The sequence below is a fragment of the Pseudomonas palmensis genome (assembly GCF_017848315.1).
Taxonomy (GTDB): domain Bacteria; phylum Pseudomonadota; class Gammaproteobacteria; order Pseudomonadales; family Pseudomonadaceae; genus Aquipseudomonas; species Aquipseudomonas palmensis.
Window position 1 is genome coordinate 1 of sequence record NZ_JAFKEC010000034.1, and the last position, 16315, is coordinate 16315.

At 66.2% G+C, this 16315-nt stretch carries 14 protein-coding genes and 1 pseudogene; 3 read left to right on the plus strand and 12 right to left on the minus strand.

The window, feature by feature from the left end:
* Positions 1-93 (minus strand): annotated as a pseudogene (locus JZZ72_RS27840) (ATP-binding protein); the annotation flags it as partial.
* Between the two features lie 122 nt (positions 94-215).
* On the opposite strand from JZZ72_RS27840, the gene JZZ72_RS17320 reads away from it, so the two are divergent.
* The 3 genes from JZZ72_RS17320 to JZZ72_RS17330 are packed head-to-tail and all read left to right on the plus strand — an operon-like array spanning position 216 to position 5412.
* Positions 216-1304, plus strand: a complete 1089-nt coding sequence (locus JZZ72_RS17320; RefSeq protein WP_043861586.1) for an efflux RND transporter periplasmic adaptor subunit — start codon at positions 216-218, stop codon at positions 1302-1304.
* On the plus strand, positions 1301-2368 hold the full coding sequence (locus JZZ72_RS17325; RefSeq protein ID WP_100632965.1) for an efflux RND transporter periplasmic adaptor subunit: 1068 nt from the start codon (positions 1301-1303) through the stop codon (positions 2366-2368). The genes JZZ72_RS17320 and JZZ72_RS17325 overlap by 4 nt, the downstream gene beginning before the upstream one ends.
* Positions 2365-5412: an efflux RND transporter permease subunit gene (locus JZZ72_RS17330; protein WP_210014760.1), complete on the plus strand. Its 3048-nt coding sequence runs from the start codon at positions 2365-2367 to the stop codon at positions 5410-5412. Before JZZ72_RS17325 ends, JZZ72_RS17330 begins: the two co-directional genes overlap by 4 nt.
* 66 nt (positions 5413-5478) lie before the next feature.
* Here JZZ72_RS17330 and JZZ72_RS17335 read toward each other — a convergent pair whose 3' ends face one another.
* The 11 genes from JZZ72_RS17335 to tcyJ all read right to left on the minus strand — a co-directional run bounded on the left by JZZ72_RS17335 (position 5479) and on the right by tcyJ (position 16308).
* Positions 5479-5934: an REP-associated tyrosine transposase gene (locus JZZ72_RS17335; RefSeq protein ID WP_196932898.1), complete on the minus strand. Its 456-nt coding sequence runs from the start codon at positions 5932-5934 to the stop codon at positions 5479-5481.
* 651 nt (positions 5935-6585) lie between these two features.
* The gene (locus JZZ72_RS17340) at positions 6586-7230 is read right to left on the minus strand and encodes a methionine ABC transporter permease (RefSeq protein WP_054915900.1); all 645 of its coding nucleotides are present in this window, start codon (positions 7228-7230) and stop codon (positions 6586-6588) included.
* Positions 7220-8341 carry a methionine ABC transporter ATP-binding protein gene (locus JZZ72_RS17345; RefSeq protein ID WP_043861591.1) on the minus strand — a complete coding sequence of 374 codons (1122 nt, stop codon included), beginning with the start codon at positions 8339-8341 and terminating at the stop codon, positions 7220-7222. Before JZZ72_RS17345 ends, JZZ72_RS17340 begins: the two co-directional genes overlap by 11 nt.
* Before the next feature lies 1 nt (position 8342).
* Complete coding sequence (locus JZZ72_RS17350) at positions 8343-9149, minus strand: MetQ/NlpA family ABC transporter substrate-binding protein (RefSeq protein WP_210014761.1); 807 nt, start codon at positions 9147-9149, stop codon at positions 8343-8345.
* The gene (locus JZZ72_RS17355; protein WP_210014762.1) at positions 9142-10524 is read right to left on the minus strand and encodes an LLM class flavin-dependent oxidoreductase; all 1383 of its coding nucleotides are present in this window, start codon (positions 10522-10524) and stop codon (positions 9142-9144) included. Before JZZ72_RS17355 ends, JZZ72_RS17350 begins: the two co-directional genes overlap by 8 nt.
* Positions 10524-11729 carry an SfnB family sulfur acquisition oxidoreductase gene (locus JZZ72_RS17360; RefSeq protein WP_210014763.1) on the minus strand — a complete coding sequence of 402 codons (1206 nt, stop codon included), beginning with the start codon at positions 11727-11729 and terminating at the stop codon, positions 10524-10526. Before JZZ72_RS17360 ends, JZZ72_RS17355 begins: the two co-directional genes overlap by 1 nt.
* Before the next feature lie 21 nt (positions 11730-11750).
* Positions 11751-12992: an SfnB family sulfur acquisition oxidoreductase gene (locus JZZ72_RS17365; RefSeq protein WP_054915904.1), complete on the minus strand. Its 1242-nt coding sequence runs from the start codon at positions 12990-12992 to the stop codon at positions 11751-11753.
* 183 nt (positions 12993-13175) lie between these two features.
* Positions 13176-13901, minus strand: a complete 726-nt coding sequence (locus JZZ72_RS17370) for a hypothetical protein (protein WP_210014764.1) — start codon at positions 13899-13901, stop codon at positions 13176-13178.
* Between the two features lie 182 nt (positions 13902-14083).
* Positions 14084-14845: an L-cystine ABC transporter ATP-binding protein TcyN gene (gene tcyN / locus JZZ72_RS17375; RefSeq protein WP_058541691.1), complete on the minus strand. Its 762-nt coding sequence runs from the start codon at positions 14843-14845 to the stop codon at positions 14084-14086.
* 3 nt (positions 14846-14848) lie between these two features.
* On the minus strand, positions 14849-15517 hold the full coding sequence (gene tcyL / locus JZZ72_RS17380; RefSeq protein ID WP_088514101.1) for a cystine ABC transporter permease: 669 nt from the start codon (positions 15515-15517) through the stop codon (positions 14849-14851).
* A complete protein-coding gene (gene tcyJ, locus JZZ72_RS17385) occupies positions 15514-16308 on the minus strand; it encodes a cystine ABC transporter substrate-binding protein (RefSeq protein WP_043861601.1) in 795 nt (264 codons plus the stop codon). The genes tcyL and tcyJ overlap by 4 nt, the downstream gene beginning before the upstream one ends.
* Between the last annotated feature and the right edge of the window lie 7 nt (positions 16309-16315).

Consider the following 16315-nt stretch of genomic DNA (forward strand, 5'->3'; position numbering starts at 1 on the left):
CCCCCGCGTCTGCCCCAACGCCTTCTCCAGCACGATGCAGTTGCTCTGCGCATCCTGCTCCAGCGCCGCGATCAAACGCGATGCAGGCGACAGCCCCCACCCCTCGCAACGTCGCCGCTGTGCTCAATTGCCCCCAGGGCAAGCGGCACGCGGAACCCTGATCTACGCTAACAGTCGCATCTAGCAACTGCCCAGAACCCACGCAAGGAGCCCGCATGACGGTGTCGCCCCCCAACCTGATCGTCTGCCTGGGGCTTGCGCTGCTGCTTGGCTGCGGCGAGAAGAAAGCCGCCGCACCCGACCTGCCCAGGGTGGCGGTGCAACAGGTCAAGGCCGGCGACTTTGCAGCCTCCGTGACCCTCACCGGCGATGTTCAGGCACGGGTGCAGGCCGACCTGTCGTTTCGCGTGGGCGGCAAGATCATCGAGCGCAACGTCGACGTGGGCGATCACGTCAGCGCCAATCAGGTGCTGGCGCGCCTGGACCCCAAGGACCTGCAAACCAATGTCGACTCGGCCAAGGCCGAGGTCTTCGCCGAACAGGCTCGCGTGACCCAGACTTCCGCCGCCTTTGTGCGCCAGCAGAAGCTGCTGCCCAAGGGCTACACCAGCCAGAGCGAGTACGACGCGGCCCAGGCCGCCTTGCGCAGCAGCCAGAGCGCGCTCAAGGCCGCCCAGGCGCAACTGGCCAACGCCCGCGAACAACTGAGCTACACCGCGCTGATCGCCGAGGCGCCCGGGGTGATCACCGCGCGCCAGGCCGAGGTGGGGCAGGTAGTGCAGGCCACCGTGCCGATCTTCACCCTGGCCCGCGACGGCGAGCGCGACGCGGTGTTCAACGTCTACGAATCGCTGCTGATGGCGCCACCCACCCAGCAGGCGATCATCGTCAGCCTGCTCGACGACCCCAAGGTGCAAGCCAAGGGGCACGTGCGTGAAATCACCCCGACGGTCTCGGCGCAAAGCGGCACGGTGCAGGTCAAGGTCGGCCTGAGCGAGGTGCCGCCGGCCATGCAGCTGGGCTCGGTGGTGAGTGCCACCGCCAGGGCCGAGGGCACCCCGAGCATCGAGCTGCCGTGGTCGGCGCTGACCAAGGATGTGCATGACCCGGCGGTGTGGCTGGTGGGCCAGGACAACAAGGTCAACCTGCGCAAGGTCAAGGTGCTGCGCTACCTCACCGGCAAGGTGGTGGTGGGCGACGGCCTCAAGGGCGGCGAAACCGTGGTGATCGCGGGTGGGCAGCTGCTGCACCCGGACATGCAGGTGGAAGTGGCAGACCCAGCCGACATCGGGGTGACGCAATGAGAACCCTGTGGCTGATGTTCGGTTGTGTGTTGCTGGCCGCCTGCGCCGATGACGAGCCGCCGCCCGAGCCGGTGCGCCCGGTGCTGTCCCAGGTGGTGCAGGCGCAGGACCAGGCGCGCCTGGGGCGCTTTGCCGGCTCCATCCAGGCGCGCTACGAAAGCACCCTGGGCTTTCGCGTGGGCGGGCGCATCGCCCGGCGCTGGGTGGATGTGGGCGCCACGGTGAAGGCCGGCGACACCCTGGCCACCCTCGACCCCACCGACCAGCAGAACCAGTTGCGTGCCGCCGAAGGCGACCTGGCCAAGGTGCAGGCGCAGTGGATCAACGCCCAGGCCAACGCCCGTCGTCAGCAGCAGCTGTTCGACCGGGGCGTGGGTGCCCAGGCCCAGCTGGACATCGCCCAGACCGACCTGAAGACTACCGGCGCCTCGCTCGAACAGGCCAAGGCGGCGGTCAACCAGGCCCGCGACCAGCTGGGCTACAGCACCTTGCAGGCCGACCACCCCGCCGTGGTCACTGCCTGGCAGGCCGAGGCCGGGCAGGTGGTCACCGCCGGCCAGGGCGTGGTCACGCTGGCGCGCCCGGACGTCAAGGAGGCGGTGATCGACCTGCCCGCAGGCCTGGCCGACGAACTGTCGGGCGAGGTGAAGTTCCTGGTGGCCGCGCAGCTCGACCCCAGTGTGAACACCAGTGCCGTGCTGCGCGAGATCGAGCCCCAGGCCGACGCGGCCACGCGTACCCGGCGCGCGCGCCTGACCCTGGCCGACACCCCCGAGGCCTTTCGCCTGGGCACGGCCATCAGCGTCACCCTGAGCTCGGCGATCCAACCGCGCAGCGAGCTGCCGTTGAGCGCCCTGCAGGAGGTCGACGGGCACACCCGGGTATGGGTCGTCGACCCGCAGCAGCATACGGTTTCATTGCGTGACGTGAAGGTCAGCGAGCGGCTGGACAACAGCGTGGTGCTCAGTGCCGGCCTGCAGCCGGGCGAGCGTGTGGTCACGGCGGGGGTCAACAGCCTCAAGCCTGGCCAGAAGGTAAAAATCGATGAGGAAGGCCCGCGATGAAAGGAAGCTTCAACCTGTCGGAATGGGCACTCAAGCACCAATCCTTCGTCTGGTACCTGATGTTCGTCGCGTTGCTGATGGGGGTGTTTTCCTATTTCAACCTGGGCCGTGAGGAGGACCCCTCGTTCACCATCAAGACCATGGTCATCCAGACCCGCTGGCCCGGCGCCACCCAGGACGAGACCCTGCTGCAGGTCACCGACCGCATCGAGAAGAAACTCGAGGAACTGGACTCGCTCGACTACGTGAAAAGCTACACCCGGCCCGGCGAGTCGACAGTGTTCGTCAACCTGCTCGATACCACCAAGGCTGGCGACATCCCGCAGATCTGGTACCAGGTGCGCAAGAAGATCCAGGACATCCGCGGCGAGTTCCCCCAGGGCATCCAGAGCCCCGGCTTCAACGACGAGTTTGGCGATGTGTTCGGCTCGGTGTATGCGTTCACCGCCGACGGCATCTCGATGCGCCAGCTGCGCGATTACGTCGAGCAGGTACGTGCAGAAATCCGCGAGGTGCCGGGGCTGGGCAAGGTCGAGATGATCGGCCAGCAGGACGAGGTGCTGTACCTGAACTTCTCCACCCGCAAGCTGGCGGCCCTGGGCATCGACCAGCGCCAGGTGGTGCAGGCGTTGCAGGCGCAGAACGCGGTGACCCCGGCCGGGGTGATGGAGGCCGGCCCCGAGCGCATCTCGGTGCGCACCACTGGCCAGTTCGCCTCGGAGAAAGACCTGGAGCAGGTCAACCTGCGCCTGGACGACCGCTTCTATCGCCTGGCCGATATTGCCGAGATCAGCCGCGGCTACGCCGACCCGCCCACGCCGATGTTCCGCTACGACGGCAAGCCTGCCATCGGCCTGGCCATCGGCATGAAGAAGGGCGGCAACATCCAGGCCTTCGGCAAGCAGCTGCACGAGCGCATGGAGGCCGCCACCGCCGACCTGCCGGTGGGCGTGGGCGTGCACACCGTGTCGGACCAGGCGGTGGTGGTCGAGGAGGCCGTGGGCGGCTTTACCAGTGCGCTGTTCGAGGCGGTGGTGATCGTGCTGGTGGTCAGTTTCATCAGCCTCGGGGTGCGTGCCGGGCTGGTGGTGGCCTGCTCGATTCCGCTGGTGCTGGCCATGGTGTTCGTGTTCATGGAGTACAGCGGCATTACCATGCAGCGGATCTCCCTCGGCGCGCTGATCATCGCGCTGGGCCTGCTGGTGGATGATGCGATGATCACCGTGGAGGTGATGGTCACGCGGCTGGAGAAGGGCGAGAGCAAGGAGCAGGCGGCCACGTTCGCCTACACCTCCACCGCCTTCCCGATGCTCACCGGCACCCTGGTGACGGTGGCGGGTTTCGTGCCCATCGGCCTGAACGCCAGCTCTGCGGGCGAGTACACCTTCACCCTGTTTGCGGTGATCGCCGTGGCGCTGCTGGTGTCGTGGGTGGTGGCGGTACTGTTCGCGCCGGTGCTGGGGGTGCACCTGCTCAGCGCCAAGGTCAAGGCCCACGACGCCGAGCCCGGGCGTATCGGTCGCGGTTTCAACCATGGCCTGCTGTGGTGCATGCGCCACCGCTGGATCACCATCATCGGCACCGTGGTGCTGTTCGCCCTGGCGGTGTTCAGCATGCGCTTCGTGCAGAACCAGTTCTTCCCGTCCTCGGACCGCCCGGAGATCCTGGTGGACCTCAACCTGCCGCAGAACGCCTCCATCGACGAGACGCGCAAGGCGGTGGACAAGCTGGAGGCGACCCTCAAGGACGACCCGGACATCGTGCGCTGGAGTACCTACATCGGTCAGGGCGCGATCCGTTTCTACCTGCCGCTGGACCAGCAGCTGGAGAACCCGTACTACGCCCAGCTGGTGATCGTGAGCAAGGGTCTGGAGTCGCGCGAGGCGCTCACGGCGCGCCTGAAGGAGCGCCTGCGCAAGGACTTCGTCGGCATCGGCAGCTACGTGCAGTCGCTGGAGATGGGCCCGCCGGTGGGTCGGCCGATCCAGTACCGGGTCAGCGGCAAGGACATCGACCAGGTGCGCAAGCATGCGATCGAACTGGCGGCGCTGCTCGATGGCAACTCCCATGTGGGCGAGATCATTTACGACTGGAACGAGCCGGGCAAGGTGCTGCGCATCGACATTGCCCAGGACAAGGCGCGCCAGCTTGGGCTGTCGTCCGAGGACGTGGCCAACCTGATGAACGGCATCGTCAGCGGCTCGCCGGTGACCCAGGTGAACGATGACATCTACCTGATCGACGTGATCGGGCGCGCGGTGGACAGCGAGCGTGACTCGCCGCAGACCCTGCAGAACCTGCAGATCGTCACGCCCAGCGGCACCTCGATTCCATTGCTGGCGTTTGCCACGGTGCGCTACGAGCTGGAGCAGCCGCTGGTGTGGCGGCGTGACCGCAAGCCGACCATCACGGTCAAGGCGGCGGTGCGTGACGAGATCCAGCCGACCGACCTGGTGGCGCAGCTCAAGCCGCAGATCGACGAGTTTGCGCGTAAGTTGCCGGCCGGTTATCAGGTGGCGACGGGGGGCACGGTGGAGGAGAGCGGCAAGGCCCAGGGGCCGATTGCCAAGGTGGTGCCGTTGATGCTGTTTCTGATGGCGACGTTCCTGATGATTCAGCTGCACAGTGTGCAGAAGCTGTTCCTGGTGGCGAGCGTGGCGCCGCTGGGGTTGATTGGCGTGGTGCTGGCGCTGATCCCCACGGGTACGCCGATGGGGTTCGTGGCGATACTGGGTATTCTGGCGCTGGCGGGGATCATCATCCGCAACTCGGTGATCCTGGTGACGCAGATCGATGCGTACGAGGCCGATGGGTATGCGCCGTGGGATGCGGTGGTGGAGGCTACGGACCATCGTCGCCGGCCGATTCTGCTGACGGCGGCGGCGGCGAGCCTGGGCATGATTCCGATTGCGCGGGAAGTGTTCTGGGGGCCGATGGCCTACGCGATGATTGGCGGCATCATTGTCGCCACGTTGCTGACCTTGCTGTTTTTGCCGGCGCTGTATGTGGCCTGGTACAAGATCAAGGAGCCGCAGCGCGAGTGATGGCCCGTTCGCTGGCCGGCCTGCCCCTGTAGGAGCCGGCCTTGCCGGCGAAAGCCGTTGCACGGTTCAAAGCCAGATGGCATCCCAGTGCGGATAGTCCCCGATGTTTTGCACGAGCCCGGCCCGTAGAGGATTGGCCACGATGTAACGTGCCACTGCCTGGACATCTTCATCCTTGCGCAGCGCGCGATCGTGAAAGCCGTGTTGCCAAAGACGACCTTTTCGATGGAATGTCTTGTTCACCAGGCAGGTACTGCGGGATTTGATCCTGCGCATCAGTGACGCCAAAGTGCCGTGTTGCAGTTCGATCAGCCAATGCAGGTGATCTGGCATTAGCACCCAGGCCAGTGACTTGGCCAGGCGCTGGTGCTGGGCGTACTGCAGTTGCTCGACCATCAGGCGGGCGATTTGGAAGTCGCTGAAAACCGGGTGCCGGTGCTCGACCACACTGGTGAGCAGGTACAGCCTGCCGGGTTCGGAGAACCGGCCGCGCCGCAGGAGGTGAGCGTTTGAACGATCCATGTCAGTTTCCTTGAAAGGTAGAGATTTCAAGGTAGCTGTGGCGTTGTTGGTGAGACGTATGGCTTTGGTTCTTAATGTGTTCGGCCTGGCCTCTTCGCCGGCAAGGCCGGCTCCTACAGGTAGGGCGTCGTCTGTAGGAGCCGGCGTTGCCGGCGAAGCAGTCGACGCTGCTCAACGCCTGGCCGTTTCATCCTGGCTGTGTGGGCAGTTATCGAAGGTGCAGAGTAGTTGGCTATTGATGTGTTCTGGCTGGCCTCTTCGCCGGCAAGGCCGGCTCCTACGGGTAGAGCGTTGTCTGTAGGAGCCGGCGTTGCCGGCGAAGCAGCCGACGCTGCTCAACGCCTGGCCGTTTCATCCTGGCTGTGCGGGCAGCTGTCGAAGGTGTAGGTAGTTGGTTATTGATGTGTTCGGCCTGGCCTCTTCGCCGGCAAGGCCGGCTCCTACAGGTAGGGCGTCGTTTGTAGGAGCCGGCGTTGCCGGCGAAGCAGCCGACGCTGTCCAACGCCTGGCCGTTTCATCCTGGCTGTGCGGGCAGCTGTCGAAGGTGCAGGTAGTTGGTTATTGATGTGTTCTGGCTGGCCTCTTCGCCGGCAAGGCCGGCTCCTACGGGTAGGGCGTCGTCTGTAGGAGCCGGCGTTGCCGGCGAAGCGATCATCGCTTGTTCAACCCCCGCGCCAACCGGTCCCCGCCCAGCTGGATCAACGCCACCAGCACTACCAGCATCACGATCACCGTCAGCATGATCTGGCTGTCGAAGCGCTGGTACCCGTACCGGTACGCGATGTCCCCCAACCCACCGGCACCAATCGCACCAGCCATCGCCGACGAATTGATCATGGTCACCAGGGTGATGGTGAAGCCGCCCACGATGCCTGGCAGCGCCTCGGGCAACAGCACATGCCAGACGATGTGCCAGCGCCGGCACCCCATCGCCTGCGCCGCCTCGATCAGCCCATGATCCACCTCGCGCAGGCTCACCTCGGCAATGCGCGCAAAAAACGGTGTGGCCGCAATCGTCAGCGGTACCACCGCCGCCCACACGCCATACGTGGTGCCCACGATCAGCCGCGTGAACGGGATCAACGCCACCATCAGGATCAGAAACGGTATCGAGCGGAACAGGTTGACGAACGCCCCCAGCACGCGGTTCACCAGCGGCGCCTCGTAGATGCCGCCCTTGCCGCTGGTCACCAGGATCACCGCCAGCGGAATGCCCGCCAGCAACGCGATCAGCGACGACACGCCCACCATCAGCAGGGTGTCGAGCACTCCCTGCAACAATCGATCAAACCACATAGCCCAGCACCTCCACCTGCGCCGCCCACTGGCGTGCCCGTTCGATCACCTGCGCATGCCCGTGCGCCGAGTTGGCCACCGACACCACCAGCTGCCCCAGCGCACGTTCCTGGATCGGTTCGATACCGCCCTGCAGCAGGCTCACCTGGCCGCCCAGCAACGCGAACAGCGTCGACAGTTCCGGTGCCTCGCGGTCGCGCCCGCTGACGCGCAGGCGCAGTACCAGCGCGGCCTGCGCATTCGGCGCCTCGGGCAGCAGGCGGGCCTGCAGGTGCTGCGGCAAGGCTGGCTGTAGCGGCGCCAGCAAGGTCTTGCTGACCGCGTGCTGCGGGTCGCCGAACACCTGCCACACCGCCCCCTGCTCGACGATGCGCCCGCGCTCGAGCACCACCACGCGATGGCAGATATCGCGGATCACCGCCATCTCGTGGGTAATCAGGATGATGGTCAGGCCCAGGCGCTGGTTGATGTCGCGCAGCAGCGCCAGAATCGAGCCGGTGGTCTCCGGGTCCAGCGCCGAAGTGGCCTCGTCGCACAGCAGTATCTGCGGGTCGTGCACCAGCGCGCGGGCAATCCCCACGCGCTGCTTCTGCCCGCCCGACAACTGCGCCGGGTACACCCCGTGCTTGTCCTGCAGGCCCACCAGCTCCAGCAGTTCGGCCACCTTGCGCTGGCGCTGGGCCTTGGGCACGCCGGCCACCTTCAGCGGCAGTTCGACGTTCTGCCACACGGTCTTGGCCGACATCAGGTTGAAGTGCTGGAAGATCATGCCGATGCGTCGGCGCAACGCCACCAGGTGGTCCTCGTTGTGCTCGCCGATGTCGACCTGGTCGATCAGCACCCGGCCGCTGCTGGGTTGCTCCAGGCGGTTGAGGGTGCGGATCAGCGACGACTTGCCGGCGCCGCTGCGGCCGATGATGCCGAAGATCTCGCCGCGCTGGATGTTCAGGTCGATGTCCGCCAGCGCCGCCGTGGCCTGCCCGGGGTAGGTCTTGTTGACGCCGATCAGGCGCACTTGCGCGCTGCTCAACTCAGGGTGCAGCGCGTGCCGTGGCGCGGGCTGCGCAGGTGGGCTGGGGTGCGCCGTCTGGCGGGCGGTGGCAGCACTCATCTCAGCTCTCCCAGCCCGGCTGGTAGAGCTTGCCGTAGGCTTTGTCGAGGGCTGCGCGTACCACCGGCGAGTGCTGGTAGATATCCACGAACCTGGCCAGGCGCGGGTCGTTCTTGCTCTGCGGGCGGATCACGAACTGGATCACGTATTCCTTGTGCTCCACGCCGTCGAACATCAGCGCCGAACCTGCATCGAAGGTGTTGGCCAGGCGGATGTAGTGCGGGTAGCCCTGCACCAGGTCGGCGTCGTCATAGGCACGTACCAGTTGCACGGCCTCGACCTGCAGGATTTTGAGCTTTTTCGGGTTGGCGACGATGTCGTCCTCGGTGGCCTTGTAGCCCACCCCCGGCTTGAGCGTGATCAGGCCGGCCTTGGCCAGCAGTTGCAGGCCGCGTCCGCCGTTGATCGGGTCGTTGGCGATGGCGGCGGTGGCGCCCTGGGGCAGCTCGTCGAAGCTTTTGTACTTTTTCGAGTACAGCCCGACATTGTTGATGATGCCCGGTGCATACGGCACCAGCGTCGAGCCCGCCGCGGCGTTGGCGTTTTCCAGGAACGGGATGTGCTGGAAGTAGTTCACGTCGAGGTCGCCGGCGGCGAGGCTGACGTTGGGCGCGATCCAGTCGCTGAACTCCACCAGTTCCACCTTGAGGCCCTGCTTCTTGGCCTCGTCCACGGCCGCTTCCAGGGCCGGGGCGAAGGCTGCGGTGGTGCCGACCTTGAGCGGTGCATCGTTGGCATGGGCGCCACCGATCAGGCCGAGGGCCAGGGCCAGGGCCGCGACAGGGCGGGCCAGAAATGTCTTAAGCATGCGGTTGCGCTCCAGTCGGGTTGAGGGTGCGATAGCCCGCGCCGGTGTGGTCGGCGGGCAGGTGCGGGCCGGCGGCGAAGAGTTTTTCGCGCAGGCTGCCGTCGGTGTAGGCGGTCTTGTACGAACCGCGACGTTGCAGCTCGGGGATCACCAGGTCGATGAAGTCCTCATAGCTTTCCGGGGTGACGGTGCGGGCCAGGTTGAAGCCGTCCAGGCCGGTCTCCTCGATCCAGCGCTCCAGTTCGTCGGCAACCTGGGTCGGCGAGCCGACCAGGGTGATGTAGCGCCCGCCCAGGGCGTGCTGGTCGAGCAGCTTGCGCCGGGTCCAGTCGTTGTTCTGCAGGTGCTTGGTGGCGGACTGGATGGCGTTGCTCTTGACGTACTGGATCGGCTCGTCCAGTTCGTATTCGGCAAAGTCGATGCCGGTGGAGCTGGCAAAGTGCGCCACGCCGGCCTCGGGGCTGGCATGGCGCAGGTACTCGGCGTGCTTGGCGCGGGCCTGCTCCTCGGTGCGGGCCACGATCACGGTGAGGCCCATGAACACCTTCACCGCGTCGCCATCACGCCCGGCCGCCGTGGCCGCGGCGCGCACCTTGTCGACCTGGGCGCGGGTCGCGGCCTTGTTCTGGCCACTGATGAACACGCATTCGGCATGCTGCCCGGCAAACGCCAGGCCACGCTCGGAGGCGCCGGCCTGGAACAGCACCGGGGTGCGCTGTGGCGACGGTTCGCACAGGTGATAACCCTCCACCCGGTAGAATTCGCCGTGGTGCTGCACCTTGTGCACCTTGGCCGGGTCGGCGTACACGCGCTGTTCGCGGTCATTGCGCACGGCGTCGTTTTCCCAGCTGCCTTCGAGCAGCTTGTACAGCACCTGCAGGTACTCGTCGGCCTGGTCGTAGCGCCGGTCGTGCTCGGGCTGCGCGTCCAGGCCCATGGCCTTGGCCGCGCTGTCGAGGTAGCCGGTGACGATGTTCCAGCCCACCCGACCATTGCTCAGGTGGTCGAGGGTCGAGAGCCTGCGGGCGAACAGGTACGGCGGCTCGTAGGTGAGGTTGGCGGTGAGGCCGAAACCCAGGTGGCGGGTGACCGCGGCCATCGCCGACACCAGCAGCAGCGGGTCGTTGACCGGCAGCTGGATGGACTCCTTGAGTGGCACATCGACCGACTGCTGGTACACGTCGTACACCCCGACGATGTCGGCGATGAACAGCCCGTCGAACAGCCCGCGCTCGAGCAACCGCGCCAGGTCGGTCCAGTACTCGAGGGTCTTGTACCGGGTCGAGGTGTCGCGCGGGTGTGTCCACAGGCCGTGGTTGATATGCCCCACGCAGTTCATGTTGAACGCGTTGAGCAGGATCTTCTTTTTCGCCATCAGATGGTGCCCCGCAACGGTGGGTTTTCATCGTTGAGGTAGAAGTTGCCGATGGCGTGGTACTTCCAGCGCACCGGGTCGTGCAGGGTGTGCACGCGGGCGTTGCGCCAGTGGCGGTCCAGGCCGTGTTCGGCCAGGGTGGCCTGGCTGCCGGCCAGTTCGAACAGCGTGCTGCCGGCGGCCAGGGAGATCTCGGTACTGATGGCGCGCGCCTCGGCCACGGCGATGGAGGCCGCCGCGACTGTGTCGGCATTGGTCTCGGCCTGGGCTCGGTCGAGGTATTCGCCGGCGCGTTCGAGCAAGGCTTCGGTGGCATGCAGGCGGATCGCCAGGTGACCGAAGGACTTGAGCGTCAACGGGTCGTCGACTGCCTTGTCGATACCCGAGTCGATCCATGGCCGGGTGCGCGTGCGCACAAAATGCAGGGCATCTTCATAGGCGGCGCGGGCGATGCCGGTGTCGATGGCGGCGTGCAGAATCTGCGCCAGCGGGCCGACCGGGGTCGGGCGCTCGAAGGCGCTCTGGAACGGCACCACATCGTCGGCCTCGACACGCACGTTGTCGAACACCACCGAGCCACTGCCGGTGGTGCGCTGGCCGAAGCCGCTCCAGTCGTCGATCACGTCGAGCCCGGCGCTGTCGGCGGGCACGAAGGCCAACTGTTGCACGCCCTGTTCGTCGATCACCGAGGTGGGGATGCGCTGCGCGTACAGCGCGCCAGTGGCGTAGAACTTGCGGCCGTTGATGCGGTAGCCGTCACCGTCACGGGTGAGGGCGGTGGTGCGGTCGTGGGCGGTCTTGGTGCCCAGTTCGGCCAGGGCGTTGCCGAAGCGCCTGCCGGCCAGCACCTCGGCGTAAAGGCGCGCCTGTTGCGGCGGGCTGCCGTTCACGCGCAGCACTTCAAGGGCGTAGAAATGGTTCTGCGGGATCTGCCCCAGCGAGGCGTCGGCCTGGGCGATACGGGCGATGACCTTGGCCAGGGTGACGTTGGACACGCCTGCGCCACCGAAGGCTTTCGGCACGCTGATGCCCCACAGGCCCGAGCGCGAGAACAGCGCCAGTTCCGGGTGCGGCAGGCGGCGTTCGCGGTCGCGCTCGATGCTGTCGCGGCGCAGATGTTCGGCAATCTGTTCGGCAGTTTCCAACGCCTGGGCATCAGAAGAGATGACCGCCACGAGATCGTGCGGTTGCGGCAATAGGCTCATGAGAGGGCTCCAGTGGTCTGGTCAGATCCAGGAATGCCGGGCAGGCAGGGTCGCGTTGAGGTGGTAGGCGCCCACGGCGTGGTACTTCCAGCGCACCGGGTCGTGAAGGGTGTGCACGCGGGCGTTGCGCCAGTGCCGGTCGAGGTTGAACTCGGCCAGGGTGGCGCGGCTGCCCGACAGCTCGAACAGCTTCTCGCTGGCCTGCAGGGCAATCTCGGTGGTCAGCACCTTGGCTTCGGCCACGGCAATCGAGGCACGTGCGGCAGCGGCGGCATCGATGGGCGCGGCGTTGACCTCGTCGAGCACGCGCGCGGCGCGGCCGAGCAGCGCCTGGGCGGCATGCAGTTCGAGGGTCAGACGGCCGATGTCGGCAATCACATAGGGGTCGTCACTGGCGCGATCGACCTTGGCGTCGACCCACGGCCGCGCCCGTTCGCGCACGAAGCTGATCGCATCGGCCACTGCGGCCTCGGCGATGCCGGCGTCGATGGCGGCCTGCACCAGCTGCGAGGCGGCGCCCTGGATGTTGGGGCTGTCGGCCTGGCGCCAGTTGTCGAGCACCAGCTCCGCGTCCACCGGCACCTCGTTGAGCAGCACCGTGCCGCTGGCGGTGGTGCGCTGGCCGAAGCCGGACCAGTCGTCGACGATACGCAGGCCCGGGCTGCCACGGCGCACGAAGGCCATGACCTGGCGCCCGTCGTCGTTCAGGGCCTTGACTGCCACCCAGTGGGCGAACAGCGCGCCGGTGGAATAGAACTTCTGCCCGGTGAGCAGAAAGTGATCGCCCTGGCGCACGGCGCGGGCCTTGAGTTCGAGGGTGTTCTTGCTGCCGCGCTCGGGGCCGGCATTGCCGATGCGCCAGCCGTCGAGCACCGACTTGAACAGCAGGTGCTTCTGGCGTTCGTTGCCGGTGTTCTTGACCTGCTGGAGGATGCCGAACTGGTTCTGCGGGATCTGCCCCAGGGCCGGGTCGGCCGCACTGATGATGCGGAACACCTCGGCGATGGTGGCGAAGGAAACGTCCGGCCCGCCGTGCTCGCGCGGGATGCTGATGCTGCCCAGGCCGCTGCGGGTGAACTGCTCGATCTCGGCCCACGGCAGCTTGCGCTGCTGGTCGCGGCGGGCGGCCTGCAGGCGCGCGGCGGCGGCCAGTTCATGGGCGGCCTCCAGGGCCTCTGCGTCATTGCGCAGGACCTTGGCCGGCAGCAGTAATGGGGCGTTGTCCAGATCGCTGTGGACTGCGTCGTGTACCAAGCTGGACATCAGTACCGCTCCTTGGCTGCACTCAATGCCCTGGCGTTGCGCACTGGGGTGATTGTGTTCCTGACCATACCTACCTCACGTATTGGAAACGTCGCCGTGATCGATATGGGCGACAGAAATGCGCTGGTCCGGTGGTCCGGTCTATATACCCTAAGCGTGTATAAAAATTAAATAAACTAACCTTTAGGAATATGCATAGAAGTGCCTCCGCGGCCCTTGGCCGAACACCCGCAGGCGCACGGCCGGGGCCCACTGCGAGCAGTTGCCGACCTTGTCCAGAATGCAGTAGCTGGCGTCCAGGTGCTCGTCGTTGCCGGCTTCCAGCAGCACTTGGGGCGGGATCAGGCCCTGTATCGGGCAGCCGATACCGTCGCTGGGCAGTGGCGCCAGGTCGATGCGCAGGTCGGCCCAGCGCAGGGTGATCGCATCGCCTTCGGCCATGTGCCGGTACGGCGCGATGTTGAACGGTACACCCTGCCCGCAGCGGCTCAGATCCAGCCCTTGGCGCAGCAGCCGGCCAGGCAGGTGCAAGGGCGTCAGGTGCGGGTTCTCCGGGGTGGTCACGTAGCCGCCGGGGCAGTTCAGCTTGACCGCTACCTGCAATGGCGCGGAGCGTCGCGGGTGCTGGCCGGGCTGGAGCAGGCGGTAGTGCAGGGTGTTGAGCCCCGGGTAGAGCATCTGCCGGGGCACGGCGAGGGCGATCGAGGTGCCGGGCTCGCCGGCGCGCAGTAGATGCGCGGCCACGTAGCGGTTGCCCCAGAACAGCTCCAGCAGGTCGCCGGCCTGCAGGGTCGGTGCGGTCTGGATGCTGGCTTGCAGGTGGCTGGCGGTGTGCACGCCAATGCCATGGGGCGCGATATGGAGCAGGGCGGGGGGCGGCAGTTCAGATCCTTTGGCTGCGCGGTGCATGGTCCGTTTCCTTGTGCGGGTGGTGGCACGAGGCTTTGGTTATTGGCTGGATCGGCAGGTGAGTCAAGGTGCCCGATGGCCGTGACCGGGCAGTCGGCAGCGCTTCAGAGCGGTCCTACCCGAAGCGGCATGGGGGCTGTGGATAAACTCGGATTTGTCTGTGCTCGGGCGGTGCATCCGGGTCAGTGGGCGTGGCCCTGCGCGCCGAGAAACTTGCCCAGAAACTGGCGTGTGCGTTCTTCCTTCGGCGCGGCGAACAGGGCCTTGGCCTCGCCCTGTTCGACGATCACGCCCTTGTCGAAAAAGATCACCCGGTTGGCCACGTCGCGGGCGAAGTTCATTTCGTGGGTGACGATGATCATGGTGCGGTTTTCCTGGGCCAGGCCGCGAATGGTCGCCAGCACCTCGCCCACCAGCTCGGGGTCCAGCGCCGAGGTGGGTTCGTCGAACAGGATCACCTGCGGCTCCATGGCCAATGCCCTGGCAATGGCTACGCGCTGTTGCTGGCCACCGGACAGGCGCCGCGGGTAGGCGTCCTCCTTGCCCGCCAGGCCGACCTTGGCCAGCAGCGCACGGCCCAGGGCCAGGGCCTTTTCGCGGGGGGCCTTCTTGACCACCAGCGGCCCCTCGATGACGTTCTCCAGGGCGGTGCGGTGCGGGAACAGGTTGAAGTTCTGGAACACGAAACCGACCTGCTGGCGCAGGTGCCGAATCAACGTGGCCTGCTTGGCCAGCGGGCGGTCGCCGTCGATCTCGATGTCGGCCACACGAATGCGTCCGCTGCTGGGGGTCTCCAGCAGGTTCAGGCAGCGCAGGAAGGTGGTCTTGCCCGAGCCGCTGGGGCCGATGATGGCGATCACTTCACCGGCCTCGACTGTCAGGCTGATGTCGTCGAGCACGGTCAGGCCGTTGAACTGCTTGCTCAGGCGGGTGACTTCGATCATGCCTCAGGGCTCCAGGTCATGGCGGTTGACCCGCGCTTCCAGACGGTTCTGCAGGTGGGCCAGCGCGCTGGCCAGCACCCAGTAGATCAGGGCGGCGGCCAGGTACATGGTGAAGATCTCGAAGGTGCGTGCGGTGATCAGCTGGGCCTGGCGGAACAGCTCCGGCACCTGGATGGTGGCGGCCAGCGCGGTGTCCTTGACCAGCGAGATGAAACTGTTGCCCAGCGGCGGCAGGGCGGTGCGCGCCGCCTGCGGCAGGATCGCGCGGCGCATCGCCTGGCCGCGGGTCATGCCGATGCTGGCGGCGGCCTCCCACTGGCCGCGGTCGATGGAGCTGATCGCGGCGCGCAGGATTTCACAGGCATAGGCGGCCATGTTCAGGGAAAACCCGATCAGCGCCGCGGGCAGCGGGTCCAGCTCGATGCCCAGCTGCGGCAGGCCGTAATAGATCATGAACAGCTGCACCAGCAGCGGCGTGCCGCGAAAAAACGACACATAGACCCGCGCCGTCCAGCTCAGCAGCTTGATCGCAGACAGGCGCATCAGCGCCAGGCCGAAGCCGATCAACAGGCCGAAGAACATCCCGCCCAGGCTCAGGAACACCGTGAAATAGGCGCCCTTGAGCAGAAAGGGCGCGCTGTCCAGGGCCAGTTGCAGGCTCTCTTCGATCATTGCGTCACGTCAGCACTGAAATACTTCTCGGAAAGCTTTTTCAGCGTGCCGTCGGCGCGCAGTTTGTCGAGGGCCTTGTTGATCGCGTCGAGCAGTTCCGGCTCGCCCTTGCGCAGGGCCACGCCGGCTTCCTGGCGCGAGAAGGCGTCGCCGGCGGCGATGGTGTCCTTGGCTTTTCTGGCGTATTCCAGTGCCGCCAGGCGGTCGATCAGGATGGCGTCGATGCGGCCCACGCGCAGGTCCTGGAACTTGCTCGGGTCATCGTCGTAGGTCTTGATGATGGCCTTGGGCACGTTGTCCTTGAGCCATTGCTCGTAGTTGGTGCCCAGGCCCACGCCCACCTTCTTGCCGGCCAGGTCCTGTGCGGTCTTGATGGTGTCCTTGTTCTTGGTCAGCACCAGGGCCTGGATGCCGGAAACGGTGTAGGGCTCGGAGAAGTCGTATTTCTTCTTGCGCTCGTCGGAGATGGTCACCTGGTTGACCACGATGTCCAGACGCTTGGATTCAAGGGCGGCGAGGATGCCGTCCCACTTGGTCGGCTGCAGCCTGGCCTTGACCCCGAGTTCCTTGGCCAGGGCCTCGGACAGCTCGACCTCGAAGCCGGTCAGCTTGCCGTCGGTGTCGACGAAGCTGAACGGCGGGTAGGTGCCCTCCAGGCCGACACTGATGCTGCCGCTGTCCTTGATCTTCTGCAATTGCTCGCCGGCGACCGCCTGGCCAAGCAGGCCCAGGCCAAGTACCAGGGCAGCCCCTGTGCCCAGCAACTGTTTACCGAATACGGAAATCGTCATGACTGGC